The sequence below is a fragment of the Desulfosporosinus sp. SYSU MS00001 genome, assembly GCF_049943955.1.
In the GTDB taxonomy this organism is placed as follows: domain Bacteria; phylum Bacillota; class Desulfitobacteriia; order Desulfitobacteriales; family Desulfitobacteriaceae; genus Desulfosporosinus.
In genome coordinates, this window is sequence record NZ_JBNFTW010000001.1 from 1 (window position 1) to 15,998 (window position 15,998).

Here is a 15,998-nt window from a genome sequence, read left to right on the forward strand (position 1 = left end):
TATGTTTCCAACAATTGCTTAATAACGAGTATTATTAATATATAGTAAAATAAATCTTAACAAATACTAAAACAATTAGCTGTACTTTAAAGGTTTCTTATAAATACATATAATGGAAATGATTATAAGGCTTAGTCATAACACTTAGTACATTTATATGTATTTATCTTTAACCTGTTAAGGTGGTGAAAGAATGTTATTCTTTCTAAACCGGAAATTTCTTATTTTATAATAAAAGTATAGAGCTAATTGACAGTAACAGCATGACTCTCTGATTTTTTGCTTTACATGGTTTGAATAGCATTTCTATTGAAGGGAATGGTTTAAGCGCTTGAACGAAATTGCCTCATTAAGATAGTAAAGTAAACAAAGAAATAGTAGTACAAACTTTCTCCAAACAATGATATAATAAGTTAGAACTCCTTTAGTATGTAAATAATCAAGTCACTAAACAACGTATAACGTTAGAAGGATGTCATTGGTTCATCAATTTTATTACTTGAGTTGTCTATGGTAATCTTGCTTTAAGACGCTGGGGCTTCTTGATTTATGGATTGGGTGCGAAATCGTGATAAAATTAATATGACGGTAAAATTTTATGAGATTATTAGCTATTAGGAGATTATACAGACAGGAATCATCTTAATTAGAATCTAAAACTGCCTTAATGGTAGAGTGAACCATTATAGGCAGTTATTTTAGTTTATATTTCCTAGAAGTTTTCATGAACCCGAAGGTGATTTGGGGTTAAGTGTCGAATCAATTTATCCGTAAGAAATGTCTTTAGGTGAAGGGAGAAAAATTATGAAGCAAAGATTATTTAACAAGAGGGCAGTTAGGCGTTTATTCGTTAATATATTGCTCTCATTAATCTTAATTCTTGGCACCTCAACTCCAGTTTGGGCGGATACAAATAATGGTGTTCTTGCGGAGGTTCGATCCTTGCTTCAAACTCAGTACGCTGACCCAGTCTCCCAAGATGTCTTGAATGCTCCAACTATTGATGAAATGTTAAAGCGCCTGGGTGATCCGCACACTACATATTTTTCTCCCGAAGAATACCAAAACTTTATTAGTAACATTAACTTGAGTTTCATAGGAATTGGTGTTTATATAGAGATGTTGCCCGAGGGAGTAAAAATAGACTCAGTAATAGAAGGTTCACCGGCAGAAGACGTTGGTCTTAAGTCTGGAGACTTGATTACAAGTGTAGATGGACATTCTCTGACTGGCTTAACCTCGGATGAAGCCAGTAACCTTTTGCGTGGACCTGAGGGCAGTACGGTTCAAATAACTGTAAAGCAAGGTTCCGGGATCAAGGATTTTTCAGTTACCCGTAAGGCGATTGTCGAACCAACAGTGACAGGTTCAGTGTTAAATAATCATATAGGTTATCTAGATATTAAATCGTTTGGAGAACAAACTCCGCTGGAATTTGCCATGACGGCAGTAAATTTACACAACCAAAACGTTGATAGCTGGATTGTTGATTTGCGAGAAAATGGTGGCGGGTATTTAAGCTCAGGGATAAATTTGGCGGGCTTCTTCATCGGGCCTCAAGTTACTGTCCAAGTTAAAGATCGAAAGGGAGTTCTTCATCTCTATCAGGCTCCTAAGCAGCCATTCGTGTTAAATCAACCAATCATTTTCCTAACAAATGAAAATAGTGCCAGTGCATCGGAGCTGCTTACTGGAGCGGTAAAAGACTATCATAAGGCGACAATAGTTGGGAAAACGACTTACGGGAAGGGAACTGTACAAAGTATGTTTAATCTTTCCAATGGTGGAGTACTAAAAATGACAGTCGATCATTTCTATTCTGCTTTTGGTCATGAGATTAATAAGGTAGGGATAAAACCTGACGTTGAAATAGATCATGCGGATTCGTTAAAAGCCGCCGAGTTAATGCTTTCTGATAAAACAGAGGCTCATATAATGGCAAGGAGTCCAGAATATTGGCAAGCTTGGGGTGAACTCTCAAACTTAGAAACAGATGATGATCGCACTCAATCGTATCAATGGTATTATCCTGAATATGAAAAAATCAGTGAATTGAAGGCAATTCCCTTGAACCAGACATTGACGGTACATTTTAATGAGGCAGTTAATTGGCAAAGCGTAAATGATTCGAGTATAGAACTAATTAATAGTTTGACAGGTGACAGAACTCTAACAACCTTTGAAACTCTTGGACCTTCAGACGTTCAAGTTATTCCAGATAAAGCATTACTTCCAGATTCAACATATTGGCTGGTTGTCCATCCAACAGTATTAAATACTGCAGGACAGGCGGCAGGTAAGGGTACTTTGACTATTGTTCATACAGTTAAAGGAGGAGAAAAGGAGAAGGTTCAATCGATAGTAAAATCTAAGGTTGTTTCGGAAAGGAATTTAATAAACCGTAGTGATTCTGATTATGGGTGGGCGATCATGAATAATTAGGTATCAAAAAATACTAGGAAAGCCGCAAGACAGGATGAAATAGAGGTATACTGGAGGCTGAACTATGGTATATCAAGTATGTGCACTCGTAGCCACTATTATCTTAGGAATGCTGGGCATAGAATTAATACTTTGGATTCGTTCTATGCGCAAACTCACGGATGAAGTACAGCAAACCATTCATCATGTTAACACACATGCACCGTCTGTTTTTTCGGATGTTAAGGTGATTACTAATCTTATTCGAAGCACTTTGGAGGATGTATATGGAAGTGTCGGTGAGGTGGCAGCGAGTCTCTATAAACTCAAAAAGGATCCTTTGTTTTTCCTTACGGCAATTATTGAAAAGTTAAAGCTGATTTTAAGTCTTTGGCAGGATTTTCGGGGAAATAAGAAAAATGAGCACACCTAAAATATGCTAATACATTTAAAATTGAAATATCCAGATAGCTTGAAGGGTGGAGAGAACACAGAGCGAATAATCGTATAAGGATAGCTATAATTTAAAAAAGGAGGAAATCATGTGAAAAAAGTAATATTTGTATTGTTTATTGGGTTGATGTTGCTTGTTTCGACCAGCACTGCTTTAGCTGCCGATGATTCTTTAGATATCGAGAAAGTCGCTATTGCGTCAATTAAAAACTCTCAAAATATCCAATCAGTGGAGCGAAGGGTAGCTTTAGCCGAGAAGTATAATGAAGATGTTACCACGGAAGTGAATCTTTTAAGGAGTCTGATGAGTGTAAGGCCTTCTTATCAAAGCATGGTAGCCATTATTACACTTCCTGTTGAAAGACAAAATGATTTGGACAAAGCTAATAATGCACAATCAGTTGTTACAAATGGAACAAGATTAACGGCTTATAAGGCTTATATTGATCTCTTAAAAGCAAAATATTCTCTGGATATACAACAGGGTTTAATGAACGGCTTAAATGGGGATTATCAAAAAGCTCAGCAGCAGGAGTCTCTGGGATTAATTTCTCCAGCTGAGTTAAGGCTTAGTCAAATAAATTATCTTAAATCGCAATATGCTTACAATAGTGCTCAAAAAACCTATCAATCAGCTTCTATGAATGTCCAAAATTTAATGGGCGAGGATATGGAGACATTAAAACAATATTCAACCTTGCAGGACAATAACATAACTCCGACTGATCATATAAGATCATTAGATGGATATGTCAACCTGGCTATAGCAAATCGAGCAGAAATTATTGATGCTCAAAACACACTCGATAAAGATAAGAAAGAGTATGAATTAGGTAAGTCGGAGATGCCAACAGACTATAAGTTCTATTGCCAACAGCAACAATATGTTATTGACAGCGCTCAAAATGATTTGGATCTGGCCAAAATTAATGTTCAAAAGAATATTGTAACTTTATTTGGCACTCTAGAAGCAGCTATGACTAACTTGGACGCTGAAAAGGATCTGGAAGATCAAGCAGTTGTTAGCTACCAGGCAGCAGAAACTGAATTTAAGAACGGACAGATTACCTTAAAAGAGCTGGGTGATGCTAAGGTAGCTAAAGCACAAGCCGATATGAACTATAAGAATGCTCAACTGGATGCCTGGTTGGCTCAAACAACAATGGGTTCGGCTTGTGGTGTCGGTTATGTCCCGGCAATAAGTTCTTCAGGAATGACTACAGTTACTCACAAGAATAATCCAAACCCTACAAATCCTAATGATAGGAACGACTAATAAATTCGGAGGGATTTCAATGAAAAAAAGTTATTTAGCGCTTATCGCTCTTGTTGTTTCAGCTTCGTTAATGGTTTCGACGCATAATACTCTAGCTCTGGAAAATGCAGCTCAACCAACCTCTTCAAACAGTTCTGCCGGTGCTATTACCACAACTTCAAACGCTTCTTCTAATACTACTACTTCTACTGCTGCAGAAAATCCTTCGCAACAATCGGATTCCTCAACCCAGCCAGCAGATACTACAACCCTAAATCTCTCTTTAGAAGATGCCTTGAAGGATATCGAAACCGGAAATACGTCCCTTAAACTCGCGGATAGCGAACTGCAAATTTATGATAAGCAAAATCAACAGGCTCTAGCAAGGCATACCAATGCGACAGTATCCGATGAAGACTCAAGGAAAGATCGAGATCTTAATTATAAACGTTCACAGTGGACTTTAGATAATGCTAAACATGACAGGGATAATCTGTTAAAGACTCTTAAGGTCCAAGTAACCAATGAATATGAAACTATTTTAACTTACCAACAACAGGCTGACAGTCTTAAAACACAGCTGGCCAATTTAGATAAGATGATAGAGCAAGCTAATCTTAGAATAAAACTTGGTTTGGATATTCCGGCAAGTATTAACACTTATAATGCAAATAAAAGCAAGTTGGAAGCAGCCCAGAAGATGGCCCTTGATAATGTTAGTAATTCAATGATCTCATTAAAGAACGATCTGGGCATAGACCTCGACAGAAATGTTGTACTCACCTCAAGTCTTATCCCCTATACCAAATTTGATGACTCGGATGTTAATAATTTAATAGCCAAAGCAATTCAGAATGATTATGACGTGCAAAAATACCAACAGGATATTGATATTTCTCAAATCGAGTATAATATTGACTTTTACTATGATGATACACAATCAGCTGATCAGGTACAGTTGAGTATTGAGGATAAAAAATCAACTCTTACTGATCTGCCTAAAACTAAGTTGGTTCAATTACGTACAGACTATAACACTTTAATAACAAAGGAATACAAGATTGAGGCAGATAAACTTGCTGTACAAGCTGATCAAGTTAATATTGATGTGATGCAGAAAAATATTGATGCAGGAAAATCAAGCAGCGCAGATATCCTTACTCTGCAAGACACATTGCTCAATGACCAAGTTACTTTGCAGCAAGATATTAACGACTATATGGCAGCAGTAGGGAACTATCAAGTCAGCTTAGACGACTAATAAATCGAAATTAATACTAAGCCCTAAGTTTACTAATTCAAAAAAGAGGAAGCCAAATAACGCGGAATGATTATTTGTGTTTCCTCTTTTCTATAAGCTGTGGATAAATAGCTTGAAAAAACCTTCTGCCTTTTGGTATTCTGTTGAAAACAGTGAATATCAGAAGGCGGAAGGTTTTGTTATGGCTTGAGATTTTGCCTGGGAAAGTCAGAATAAGTAGTGTAAGAGATGAATCCTGCATTTAAAATCTTATTAAGATGTGATATGATGATACTTTAGTTCTAGTAGCGTCTAATTCCTTTTCTAAGATTAATAAGTCGCTTGATTATGGACGTTCTGTTTCAGCGGTATTTAGATATAAGTAATATACAAAATATTGACCCGCAGTTATAGATATAGGCGCATTTGGCAAACTTAATAATTAATAAATAGGCAAAAAAGGAGTATGAAACATTGGCAACATTTTCTGATCTAAATTTAAGTGAACTGGTCATTCGTTCGATAATTAATATGGGATTTGAAGAAACAACTCCGATTCAAGAGAAAACAATTCCTTTAGTAATGCAGGATCGTGACCTTATCGGGCAGGCCCAGACAGGAACCGGTAAAACGGCTGCTTATGGAATACCATTAGTAGAAAAAATAAGGGAGCAGTCTGACCAAATCCATGGGATTGTATTGGCACCGACACGCGAACTAGCCGTTCAAGTCGCCGAGGAATTAAACAAAATCGGTCAATTTAAAGGAATTCATGCTTTACCAATCTATGGAGGGCAAAGTATTGACTGGCAGATTCGGGCTCTAAAGAAGAGGCCTCAAATTATTGTGGCTACGCCTGGACGACTCATGGATCACATGAGGAGAAAAACCATTCGTTTGAATGATATTAAAATTGTTGTTTTAGACGAAGCTGATGAGATGTTAAATATGGGTTTTTTGGAGGATATCGAAACTATTCTTAAAGAGATCCCAGAAGAACGTCAAACGTTACTATTTTCAGCCACAATGCCGCGGCAAATTCAAAATATTGCTCAACGCTTTATGAAGGAACCTGAGCTGATTCACATCAAGGCAACGGGTGTAACAGTTTCAGATATAGAACAGCAGTATGTTGAAGTACCTGAAAAACTCAAATTTGATGTTTTGTCACGTCTTCTCGATATTCAATCCCCCGATTTATCAATCGTCTTTGCTCGTACCAAACGCAGGGTGGACGAAATATCTGAGGCTCTAAATAAACGTGGTTATTCTGCGGAAGGAATTCACGGTGACCTCACTCAGAGCAAGAGAGACAGCGTATTAAGACAGTTTAAAGATGGATCTATTGTAGTTTTAGTTGCTACTGATGTAGCTGCCAGAGGACTCGATATTACGGGTGTCACTCATGTTTTTAATTTTGACATTCCACAAGATACGGAAAGTTATGTCCATAGGGTTGGGCGAACAGGCCGTGCAGGGAAAACGGGCCTTGCTATTACCTTTGTGACTCCAAGAGAGATAGGGATGCTTAGACTTATTGAATCCGTAATTAAACGTAAGATTACTCGCAAACCTGTCCCAACGATAATAGAAGCGGTCCAAGGGCAGCAGCGATTGACTATGAATGAAATTTTGAGAGTTATTGCTGAAGAGGATATAGAGAAATACAAAGGGATCGCCGAAGAGCTTCTCGCCGAAAATGACTCCGTCACGCTTTTATGTGCTGCCCTGAAAATCATTACAAAAGAACCGGAAACAGTCGAAGTTCGTTTAACCGAAGCTGCACCGATTCGAGTAAGGGGAATGGAAAATCCCAGAGGTCAAAAAAATGGCTTTAACAGAAAAAACTTTGGTCCAAAACAAGATACATGGTCCAGAAGAAGAAGCCACGATGCCCGCGGAGGTTTTGGAGGAACTTCTAGAAGTCGTGAAAACAAGAGAAACGGTTAAGAAAAGAACATAACCTGCGGGGCTTAAGAAAAGAGTTGGTCTGATTTAATTTCGGGCCAACTCTTTTGCGAATGGTAAGACTATTGAATTAGATAAGTTACGATGAATTTTGCGATAATAGCCGGGACATAGGAGCCGATTTTTCATCGTCATTAAAGAACGTTCCATAGAAGGCATGGTTGTGGAGCTGGCTCTCTAGAGAAAAGGAGGGTATGTCGGCTTCAGATGTTTCTAGGTATAATGATTTTTCCTGTATGCCCAACATCAGACGATAGCGTTTGTTAAGAATGCTATATTGAGTTTCTGCTAAAAGAAGTTCTAGGACTGCAACTTCTACATACTCGGGATCTGCAAAATCAAAATGATTCCAAGCATATTCGATTTTTTCTCGAGATTCCTCAATTTCTCCCAATAGTCGTTCAGCCTCGCTCAGCGGTGGTTCATTCGGTGAAGAATACGATGAAAATAGGTTTTTAATTATAGCTCGCATATCATCACCCTCACTTTAGTTGCGTGCTCTAATTATAAGACTTCACTCTAGCTTTGCTCGGTTTGCCTAAGTATATGTAAATAGATTGCTGGATATGATTTAAAGAGGATAAAAAGTGGCATCATTAATCATTAAAATTTCTGATGTTATAAAAATCGCCTTTGTTGGGAAAGACTAGAAATAGTTTAGAACTTAAGAGGTGATTTTTTTGCCACACCGACGATGTCGGAAGTCCTGGGCGGTCTTTCTTTGTGGGTTGATGTGTTTGTTTCTTTGGCAAGCTGAGATCTATCCTGTTTTAGGACAAGATGATATATATGAAATCATGTTTGCCAACTCTCACACCGGACCCCAACCTTCTCGTTCCAATGAGTCTCAGCCAACAAAGTCGACAACCAAAATTCCAACGTATAATATTATTGTAAATAATAATCAGTATCAAAATAATAAATCGTCTCAAGATACACCACTACCAGATACAGGGCATCAAGTTCTCTCCCGTAGTTTGGGGCGTTTCGTAACAGAAGAGGAAGTCAATCTGTTATCTCGTGTAATTTATGGAGAAGCGCGGGGAGAGAATTTCGAAGGTCAAGTCGCTGTTGGAGCTGTCGTTTTAAATCGCCTTAAGGATCCTCATTTTCCGAAAACTTTTTGGGGTGTTATTTATCAACCCGGTGCTTTTACGGCCGTTAAGGATCAGCAGATTCATCTTGATCCGAACGACGTAGCCTACAAGGCTGCGGAAGCAGCCCTTTCAGGTGATGACCCCACTAATGGGGCAATATATTATTATAATCCTCGGCTTACGAAAGATCGCTGGATAAAAAGCAGGCCCGTTATTAAGAGGATTGGGAACCATACGTTTAGTATCTGACTTGTATGACACAGCGTTCGGCCGTACATGCGCAGAGCAAACTAACCGTTCGAGCGACTGGCTTTGGGGAGCGGGGTTCCCGCCATAAGCGCCATCCGGGCGCTATGGCGGCGGTGAACATCCCTGTTCACCGCCCCGTATCTGGGGTCGGTCGCTAGAACGGAAGTTTGCTGGGCTGCTTACGTAAAGGCCTCACGCTTGCGTCATACTGCGTCCCGGGCTTGGTAACGGAACGAGAATAAGAGAGACGGTTTTTGGGTGACGGCACATTTTATGTGCGCCGTCTGTTTTGGAAAATGAAATAGCCCCGCGTTTGCGGGGCTATTTGGCGTCTTTGGTTTGATGTTTGGGTGATTCATTTCCTTGGTGGAAGGTGAAGAAGGTGATTTCCGGGGGGACGTTGAAACGCAGCGGGATGATGCTTTCGCCTATGCCGCGGCTAATGTAGAGGGGAATGCCTTGGATGACATGGTATCCTTCGTAAATTCCTTTGTCGCCGAGGTAGGTGTTGGTAACCAGGGGCGGCAGGCCTGGGATGCGAATTTGGCCTCCGTGGGTGTGTCCTGTTAGTAAGAGGTCGGCTCCGTAGAAGGCGACGTCGTCCAGGCAATCGGAGGAGTGGGCAAGAGCTAGCCGAAAGAGGGATGTTGGCGGTGAGGTTTGGGTGGTGAGGAGGTTTTGGTAGGCTTGATCGACGTTGTCGTGTGCGGTTGCTGGGTCGTCGATGCCGATCATCCAGAGATTGAGTGAGGGGATGAAGGATGATTGGTTGAGCAGGGGGATCCAGCCCAGACCTTGAAGCTGTTTCAGAAAGCGTTTCATTAAAGAATGAGAGAGGTGGCCGTAATCATTGTTGCCCAGGACGACATATTTTCCGCAGGGGGCGGAGAGTTTTTCTAAGTAGGAGTTGACTTTATCCAGGTCGGTTCGTGTTGAGATGATGTCTCCGGTCAGTACGAGCAGGTCTGGTTTTTGGGCCATTGTGGTTTGGATGATGCGTTGGGGTGTTATTTTCAAGGTTTCCAGATGTAAATCGCTGAGTTGGCAGATAGTTTTTCCTTCCAGGGCTTTTGGCAGTTTGGGATAGAATAGATCCCACATTTCGCTCTGTAATTCCTCGGTATCATGTTCTGCCCAGCCGAGCAGCCCGGCGCCTCCGACGGGCAGCAGTGAAAGCAGCCAGTGATTGACGATAAAGCCGCCGGCTCCGCGGAAAAAGTCCCGACGGGATATTTTTTTCGTAAATAGTGTGGTTAATTTATTCGGCATAGCAGCCTCCCAAGAATAGTTTGCCTTTCTTAACAGTATATCAGAACTCTTCCTTTCATTTAAACATATCATGTTAAGAGGTTAGTTTGAATTTATAAAGGAGGGGCGCAAGGTGAAGTTCAGCGGGAACACTCCTTCAAATCCTTATGAACCCATGGGTCCGCAAGGATTCCCATCATTACCTAATGCTCCATTAGGTCCGGGATACTCTCCCGGAACGATTCGTGATACCTTGGGGTCAAGACTCAAGGCCAACGGTATTTTTCAAAAGGATGGTCAAGTTCAAAATCTCCGAGGCGGATTTATCGGCCCTAAACAAGGTCAATTTTCAGGGAGTTTCTCCCAACCCCAGTTTCAAGGGCCAAATCAAGGGATGAATCAGGCGAGACAGCTTATTCTTCAACCGGCTCAAGATGGAATTGCTGCTAATGGGGTGGCGACCATATCACCTGATAACAGTTTTCTTTTAGTAGCTAATCTCCCGCCGCCGCAAACCTTCCTGGGGCAAGGTCAGCTCGGTCAGTATGCAGCCTATCTTGTTGATAGTAAAGGGAAGATGGGATTTTTAGCAGGTGTTCTTCGTCCTGTGGGTAATGGTGTTTATAGGACCCATTTTCAGAGCCCTGTTCCATTGTACCCCTACACTCGAACGGTAGTTTCTGTCGAGGGCATCGGTCAACTGGGTCAGGCCCCCAACGGACCTATTATTCTGAAAGTCCAAGAACCCAGAGGACCTGCAGCATTTCTCAGTCCGATGAAGAATACGGCTCAATCTTTCTGGGGTAAGGTCTCTAACTTGTTCAGAGGCAAGAAACCGCCGATCAGCCCTGAAGGGCTTCCTGGAGCGCCGCAGGTGCTGCCTGTCCCGGGTCAGATAGGAGTACCTTCTGAAACAATGATGACTCCTGAAGCCATGGCACCTACTGATACAATACTTCCTCCGCCAACCCCTTAATTATTCTCAGTGTTTATCCCTCGGAGGCCCTGCAAACACGGGGCCTTTTTAAGTTTGCAGAATTATAAACAGTTTTAGAAGTGATAACGAAACCGCTGCAATTTTGTATGGGTTAAAAAATTTAAAATAGCCAGGATTTAATGATCCGGCTATTTTTGCGCTCTGAGTTAATTCTGATTCAATTGAAAGAGGCTGAGGCTGCCCGAGATCATTTACAGTAAAAACAAAATGAGTACGATTAAAGCCATTAAGCTATAGGTTGTAACCGTTACTGCGATGCCAATGGTTTTCAACGATAATTGAGCCAAGAGAACGTTGGAGAAGAAGGCGATGAAAAAGAAAAAAGTAACGGCTAACATTCCTGCTCCGACGGATGGGGACTGGAGTATGGGAACAAGACGGTTAAAGCCATAATCCCAGACTGCCGGTGATTTAGTATTTGGATAGCTGCAGAGCGGGGGTCTTGAGCATTCGTCTTTCAAGCTGTTAAAAAGTGGCAATGCTATCCCCCCCATTTCCATTAGGAATACCGATTCCGCTGCGCTCGATAAAGAACTGGGCGATGATGATTCCCATAGCAATAATTAAGTTGCCGGGGACTCCCGGAATTTCAAATAAGGGGACGTTAAAGGATGTGTCAGGACTTCCATCAAACGGTGCAAAAGGAGCAGAAATTACTAAGGAAACGCTTAGGTTATCAGGGAATAGAGGTTCATCAGTACCGACAGGGCCGAAACCCTGGCCGGGGACAGGCTGAGGGAGCGGCTGCATAGGTATTTGACCGTTGATTGAAGCCTGCATAAGCTGAGTTAGCTGGGGCAGGGTAAGAGTCACGGGATAATGTTCCGGTGTTGGGCGGCCCAAGTTCGGTGGATGCGCTAATGAGCGCTTAAAAAGAAACGTCATCAGCACATCAATACCAGCAACAATCATGGAGGCGTACTCGACTTCTGTTGTGGCTATCGGAAATAACATGGCACTGACAGGGCAGAAGGGTAAATTACGGCGAATGGGGCTATCGACTAAAATAGTAAAGGAGAAAGAAGTAGCCGGTAAGGGGGGAGCACATTCAGTTCTTTGAATCACGGCCTTCCTCCTCTCCTTTACGTTTTAGAACCAGGTGCAAATCGTTGCCCAGCTTCCTAAGATAATGACAATCAGGAAAGCTATAAATGTTACAGGGTGTGTTATATCATTGATAAAATGCGGGCCCCGATAACCTTTGATCATTTTAACTCCTGCCTTTGACTATTTTTGAGTTAATGGCGGTATTTTAAGGTTTTTTACCATATCAGGGGTGACCTGCATTTTTTCCATGGGGTTTCCGCCGCTGATTTTGTCAAGAATTTGCTGGGCCATGCCCTTTAGCTCTTCCGGAATGGGCAGGTCGCTTGCTGAAGGCAGCCCATGCATTGCAGTTGTCAAGGTCAGATTAACCATAGCCATAAGTTTCTCATAATTTTGCTGCTGTACAAAGTAGGTTTTAATCAGAGGATATTTATTCATAAGTCGAACTTTAAGATCAAGCAGAGCTAGAGACTCTTTCTCTGGAACCACTTTGCTGATCATTTGGGCAGTGACGAGATTGCGCTCTTTTTCCTGGTACTCGCTGAATGCTTCTCTGGTCTGAGGGTCAGCCATAATGGCAGTTTCTGCTGCCTTCAGTCCTTGAAGTTCGGGGGTCTGAGACAGGGCTTCTCCCAATTCGCGGGCCTTGTCAATGTAACTCATAGGGGCACCTCCTTATTTCCTCCTATAAAATATGCGCTGAGAAGCTTACTGGTGTATGGGGTATTGACCTTCTGGAGAGGGTTCCCGGGATATAGTTTCTAAAATTTGTTAGAAGGAAAGAGGGAAACAATGTAGAATAAGTAGATTTTAGAAGGAAAAGGAGGAGTTTCTATGCGAACTTATCGATTGGAGATACGTCTGATTCAAGTCGCCGCTGCGCTGGCCTTAATCGTCGTTATCACCGGATTTCTCGGATTGTGGGGTCAAGCCGGTCAGCCATCGGCATCGACAGCAGGTGCTGCGGAGACTCAGGGAACTGCTGCTTCCGTACAAACTCCCAGCAATTCAAAGATCGTAGCTTTAGGGGACTCCTTTACTTTGGGATATCCCTTGGACACACAACATTCTTGGACTCAGCGCTTAGCCGATGATTTGAAGATAAGCGTTGTCAATAAGGGAAAAGGGAGCCAGACCTCCAAGGATTTGCTGGCTCGTTTCGACGCTGATGTGGTCAGTGAAAAGCCGGGCCGAGTGATTATTTTTGTTGGCACCGGGGATGCACTTCAAGATGTTTCTCTGAAAGATTATCAAACGAATATTCAAGCGATGGTCGAAAAAGCAAAAGCCAAGAACATTATTCCTGTATTGGCCTTGCCTGTTTGGTATCCAAAGTATCAAACGAATATCCAGGAACTTCGAGATTGGGAGATCGACTATGCCAAAAAACAGTCGCTTATGACCTTGGATTTCACGACAGTGTTGTTTGATAGCTCCAAGAAATACGTTGATGGTTTAGTCTCTAAAGATGGAAAGTACCCCAATGCCAAAGGTTATGAAGAAATGGGAGATTATGCGGCCAAACTCTTGAAGTAAGGCTCTCCTGCCCAAAAATAATTGCGCAAAATATTAGCCCGAGAGGACGTTAATTACACCTTTCGGGCTTTTTCTTTACTTTGATGATGTTCAGCTTTAGCTGGAACGAGTTCACTCACGGGTATTATTATGAGCCGTCAAAGAAACATTTCGTCGTATACGATTAGATTTAAAGACTGTTACGCCGGAAGTAACATACTGACCAGAGCGAAGAAAAGGAAACCGATGGTTCCGCCGAGGAGAGCATAATGAGGATGACGTTCCCGTGAGAGGGGGATCAGTTCAGCGAAGACAAGAAAGGCCATAGCTCCTGCGGCGAAGGCCAGAAAAAAGGCCAGGGAGTTTTCTACTCCTTCCAGTGCCAGAAGACCGATTATGGCTCCTAGAGGCGTGAAGACAGCAATTCCTATATTTAAGGCCAATATTTTCCACCAACGAATTCCTGCCATGGTTAGGGGTGCAGTTGTAGCCATTCCCTCGGGCAGATTATGCAAGGTAATAGCGATGGCAATAAGGAGACCGAGGCTGGGAGCTGCTTCCTGGCTGATGGCAATGGCCATTCCTTCCGGAATATCGTGTAAGGCAATCCCTGTTGCGACGAGAAGGCCGGCCCGTTTAAGACGCTGACGTCTTGTCAAAGGGAGTGACGAGTCACTTGCCGGTGTCTTGAGCTGACGATCAGCAAACAACATAAAGAGCAAGCCCAAAGCAAAGCCCAAGCCAACCTGAAGAGGAGGACCGATTTTCCAGGCATTGGGCAGCAGATCAACACTTACCACCGCAAGCATCACTCCGCCGGCCCCTGCCAACAGCGAAGCCAGAAAGCGTTCCTGCGGTTTACCGAACAGAAGAACGAGCAAACTTCCCAAGGTCGTAGCCAGTCCTGCGATGGTACTGATTTTAAATACTTCCCATAGATCCTGCATAGGGGATCTCCTTTCCAAACATTTAACCGCTATCATATTTATGGTGTAAAGCTGAGCTTTATACAAAATATTTTCCACAGGCCAAATTCATCTTCAAGACAGAGTTCTTGTACTATTTTTGAGGACAAAGCATAGGCTTATTGTGAGGAAACCACAATGGAATCAGAGGTTAAAAGATCTGGGAGGGGGCATCAATCATTGAAAATCAGAGCAGGGTCTAAACTACTAATTGGGATAATAGTCCTAAGTCTGTTGTCTCTGACAGGCTGCGGTACCTTGGAAACTCTTGTCAACAAGGGTGGGACTGACAGCTCTTTTGGAAACTTTATTGGCGGGGACAAAACGGCAGCAATTTCTGCAGCAGCCACCGCCGCGGTATCGGCTTCAGCTCCGGGGGATAACAAGGTAATTACTCTCTATTTTCCAGACTCGACAGGAAAGTATCTTGTCAAAGAACAACGTACATTGCCTAAGACTTTAAGTGTCGCCAGAGAGACGGTAACTGAGTGGTTAAAAGGACCGGCAACAGCGAAAGGGGCAACAGATCAAGCCGCTGTCCCGACCTCAACAACACTTTTGGATATCGCTGTGAAAGGTGATTTGGCGGTCGTGGATTTAAGCAAAGAGTTTTTGCAGCCTAGTTCCAAAGTTACACCGGAAGCAGCACTTTACGGACTTGTCGATACACTGACCCAATATTCGACGATAAAACAGGTCCAACTCCGCATCGAGGGTAAACCCCTTACGAAGTATGGCACAATTGATGCCACAAATTTGGTCAGCAAGCCAAGTTTGGTGAAGGGATCAACACCTGTTACGACGATAATTCCCAATCTCGGAAGCAGCGCGGGAACAGGTCAGGGGACAGATCAGAATAATGGCAGTTCAGGAACTTCCGGTCAATCTTCCCAGTCCTCGCAGCCTTCGGGAAGCGGTACTTCTCAGTCGGATAAAACTAACGGTGCGCTCCCCGATTCTCCCAGTTCCATTAATCTCTTTAATTACCCGCCGAGTTCTACCTAACGAAGGGTAAAGGTATATTTTCCTTGTGTACAACCCCCGAATCTATGCTAAAATAGAGCTAAATGGAGAATGGGGGACGAGAGATGGCGTCAACGGAAGAACTGACCAAACAATTAGAGGAGACCTTAAGACGAGCAAACACCATTTTGTTTAAGCGCGGACGATCGATTCTAGTCAGTATGGAAATTTCTTCACTTCAGTTCAATGCACTCTTAAGTATCTGGGAATTTGGGCCGCTAACCATGGGTGAACTGGGAAAACATTTATTTGTAGCCTGCAGCACTGCCACAGATTTAGCAGATCGAATGGAACGAGCGCAGCTGGTGGAACGGGTTCGGGATAAAAATGACCGGAGAATGGTTCGGCTGCGTTTATTGGGCAAAGGCAATGAAATTGTTGATGCTGTCGTCTCTGAACGGCAAAACTTTCTGGGAGACGTTCTCCGGAATTATTCAGAAGAGGAATATCAGAAACTGCTTCAGAGCTTAGAACTTCTGGAACAGCGGATGAACTTATAATAATTAAGAGGGAAAAAAAT

Annotated in this window: 15 protein-coding genes and 1 pseudogene; 10 read left to right on the forward strand and 6 right to left on the reverse strand. The window is 42.4% G+C overall.

Annotated elements, in window-relative coordinates; genetic code table 11:
* Positions 1 to 804 precede the first annotated feature (804 nt).
* The 5 genes from ACPUYX_RS00005 (at position 805) to ACPUYX_RS00025 (ending at position 7,319) form a co-directional block, all read left to right on the forward strand.
* Positions 805 to 2,442, forward strand: coding sequence for a S41 family peptidase (locus tag ACPUYX_RS00005; protein ID WP_426377709.1), 1,638 nt, complete (start codon positions 805 to 807; stop codon positions 2,440 to 2,442).
* A 64-nt stretch (positions 2,443 to 2,506) separates the two neighbouring features.
* Entirely contained in the window at positions 2,507 to 2,854 is a 348-nt protein-coding gene (locus ACPUYX_RS00010) for a hypothetical protein (RefSeq protein ID WP_426377710.1), read from the forward strand.
* Between the two features lie 111 nt (positions 2,855 to 2,965).
* Entirely contained in the window at positions 2,966 to 4,150 is a 1,185-nt protein-coding gene (locus ACPUYX_RS00015) for a TolC family protein (RefSeq protein ID WP_426377711.1), read from the forward strand.
* Positions 4,151 to 4,169: 19 nt separating this feature from the next.
* Complete coding sequence (locus ACPUYX_RS00020; protein WP_426377712.1) at positions 4,170 to 5,390, forward strand: TolC family protein; 1,221 nt, start codon at positions 4,170 to 4,172, stop codon at positions 5,388 to 5,390.
* Positions 5,391 to 5,843: 453 nt separating this feature from the next.
* Entirely contained in the window at positions 5,844 to 7,319 is a 1,476-nt protein-coding gene (locus tag ACPUYX_RS00025; RefSeq protein ID WP_426377713.1) for a DEAD/DEAH box helicase, read from the forward strand.
* Between the two features lie 97 nt (positions 7,320 to 7,416).
* On the opposite strand, the gene ACPUYX_RS00030 is transcribed toward ACPUYX_RS00025, so the two are convergent.
* Positions 7,417 to 7,809, reverse strand: coding sequence for a hypothetical protein (locus ACPUYX_RS00030; protein WP_426377714.1), 393 nt, complete (start codon positions 7,807 to 7,809; stop codon positions 7,417 to 7,419).
* Between the two features lie 517 nt (positions 7,810 to 8,326).
* Here ACPUYX_RS00030 and ACPUYX_RS00035 point away from each other — a divergent pair.
* A pseudogene (locus ACPUYX_RS00035) lies at positions 8,327 to 8,683 on the forward strand (cell wall hydrolase); the annotation flags it as partial.
* Between the two features lie 321 nt (positions 8,684 to 9,004).
* Here the strand turns inward: ACPUYX_RS00035 and ACPUYX_RS00040 are convergent.
* On the reverse strand, positions 9,005 to 9,952 hold the full coding sequence (locus ACPUYX_RS00040) for a metallophosphoesterase (protein ID WP_426377715.1): 948 nt from the start codon (positions 9,950 to 9,952) through the stop codon (positions 9,005 to 9,007).
* Positions 9,953 to 10,064: 112 nt separating this feature from the next.
* Here ACPUYX_RS00040 and ACPUYX_RS00045 point away from each other — a divergent pair, with 112 nt between their 5' ends.
* Positions 10,065 to 10,907, forward strand: a complete 843-nt coding sequence (locus ACPUYX_RS00045) for a hypothetical protein (protein ID WP_426377716.1) — start codon at positions 10,065 to 10,067, stop codon at positions 10,905 to 10,907.
* A 212-nt stretch (positions 10,908 to 11,119) separates the two neighbouring features.
* On the opposite strand, the gene ACPUYX_RS00050 is transcribed toward ACPUYX_RS00045, so the two are convergent.
* The 3 genes from ACPUYX_RS00050 to ACPUYX_RS00060 form a co-directional block, all read right to left on the reverse strand.
* Positions 11,120 to 11,407 carry a hypothetical protein gene (locus tag ACPUYX_RS00050; RefSeq protein WP_426377717.1) on the reverse strand — a complete coding sequence of 96 codons (288 nt, stop codon included), beginning with the start codon at positions 11,405 to 11,407 and terminating at the stop codon, positions 11,120 to 11,122.
* On the reverse strand, positions 11,394 to 11,993 hold the full coding sequence (locus tag ACPUYX_RS00055; protein ID WP_426377718.1) for a hypothetical protein: 600 nt from the start codon (positions 11,991 to 11,993) through the stop codon (positions 11,394 to 11,396). The genes ACPUYX_RS00050 and ACPUYX_RS00055 overlap by 14 nt, the downstream gene beginning before the upstream one ends.
* Positions 11,994 to 12,155: 162 nt before the next feature.
* Positions 12,156 to 12,638, reverse strand: coding sequence for a YlbF family regulator (locus ACPUYX_RS00060; protein WP_426377719.1), 483 nt, complete (start codon positions 12,636 to 12,638; stop codon positions 12,156 to 12,158).
* 171 nt (positions 12,639 to 12,809) lie between these two features.
* On the opposite strand from ACPUYX_RS00060, the gene ACPUYX_RS00065 reads away from it, so the two are divergent.
* Positions 12,810 to 13,511, forward strand: a complete 702-nt coding sequence (locus tag ACPUYX_RS00065) for a GDSL-type esterase/lipase family protein (protein ID WP_426377720.1) — start codon at positions 12,810 to 12,812, stop codon at positions 13,509 to 13,511.
* Between the two features lie 179 nt (positions 13,512 to 13,690).
* On the opposite strand, the gene ACPUYX_RS00070 is transcribed toward ACPUYX_RS00065, so the two are convergent.
* Positions 13,691 to 14,437: a ZIP family metal transporter gene (locus ACPUYX_RS00070; protein WP_426377721.1), complete on the reverse strand. Its 747-nt coding sequence runs from the start codon at positions 14,435 to 14,437 to the stop codon at positions 13,691 to 13,693.
* 198 nt (positions 14,438 to 14,635) lie between these two features.
* On the opposite strand from ACPUYX_RS00070, the gene ACPUYX_RS00075 reads away from it, so the two are divergent.
* Positions 14,636 to 15,460 carry a GerMN domain-containing protein gene (locus ACPUYX_RS00075; RefSeq protein ID WP_426377722.1) on the forward strand — a complete coding sequence of 275 codons (825 nt, stop codon included), beginning with the start codon at positions 14,636 to 14,638 and terminating at the stop codon, positions 15,458 to 15,460.
* A gap of 83 nt (positions 15,461 to 15,543) precedes the next feature.
* Positions 15,544 to 15,978: a MarR family winged helix-turn-helix transcriptional regulator gene (locus tag ACPUYX_RS00080; protein ID WP_426377723.1), complete on the forward strand. Its 435-nt coding sequence runs from the start codon at positions 15,544 to 15,546 to the stop codon at positions 15,976 to 15,978.
* Positions 15,979 to 15,998 lie beyond the last annotated feature (20 nt).

Coding starts and splice junctions, on each gene's coding strand:
- ACPUYX_RS00030 (WP_426377714.1), bottom strand. CDS start 7,809: ATGCGAGCTATAATTAAAAACCTATTTTCATCGTATTCTTCACCGAAT.
- ACPUYX_RS00065 (WP_426377720.1), top strand. CDS start 12,810: ATGCGAACTTATCGATTGGAGATACGTCTGATTCAAGTCGCCGCTGCG.
- ACPUYX_RS00020 (WP_426377712.1), top strand. CDS start 4,170: ATGAAAAAAAGTTATTTAGCGCTTATCGCTCTTGTTGTTTCAGCTTCG.
- ACPUYX_RS00060 (WP_426377719.1), bottom strand. CDS start 12,638: ATGAGTTACATTGACAAGGCCCGCGAATTGGGAGAAGCCCTGTCTCAG.
- ACPUYX_RS00070 (WP_426377721.1), bottom strand. CDS start 14,437: ATGCAGGATCTATGGGAAGTATTTAAAATCAGTACCATCGCAGGACTG.
- ACPUYX_RS00010 (WP_426377710.1), top strand. CDS start 2,507: ATGGTATATCAAGTATGTGCACTCGTAGCCACTATTATCTTAGGAATG.
- ACPUYX_RS00005 (WP_426377709.1), top strand. CDS start 805: ATGAAGCAAAGATTATTTAACAAGAGGGCAGTTAGGCGTTTATTCGTT.
- ACPUYX_RS00040 (WP_426377715.1), bottom strand. CDS start 9,952: ATGCCGAATAAATTAACCACACTATTTACGAAAAAAATATCCCGTCGG.
- ACPUYX_RS00080 (WP_426377723.1), top strand. CDS start 15,544: ATGGCGTCAACGGAAGAACTGACCAAACAATTAGAGGAGACCTTAAGA.